At 44.0% G+C, this 241-nt stretch carries 1 protein-coding gene; it reads right to left on the reverse strand.

The genetic code is table 11. From position 1 onward, the window contains the following. The coding region (locus tag ACR9ZK_RS23185) for an FG-GAP repeat domain-containing protein (RefSeq protein ID WP_481344265.1) at positions 1-241 on the reverse strand (241 nt) is incomplete at both ends.

Consider the following 241-nt stretch of genomic DNA (forward strand, 5'->3'; position numbering starts at 1 on the left):
TAATTGTATCTCCCGCTCCCAGCACATCTAAAAATCCGTCATTATCAAAGTCATGGGCAACATATTCCCGGCTTAATGCATTTGTAGTGTCGTAGCCGGAGCCTGCCGATTTATCTGTAAATGTTCCGTCACCGTTATTCTTCATCACTTTACTCAATCCATTGCTGGTAGAATTGATTCCTACCACAGCATCCATCCATCCGTCATTATTAAAATCGCCCCATGCTGAAGACCATGCCTG

Source organism: Monashia sp. HAY1-5C (assembly GCF_056755255.1).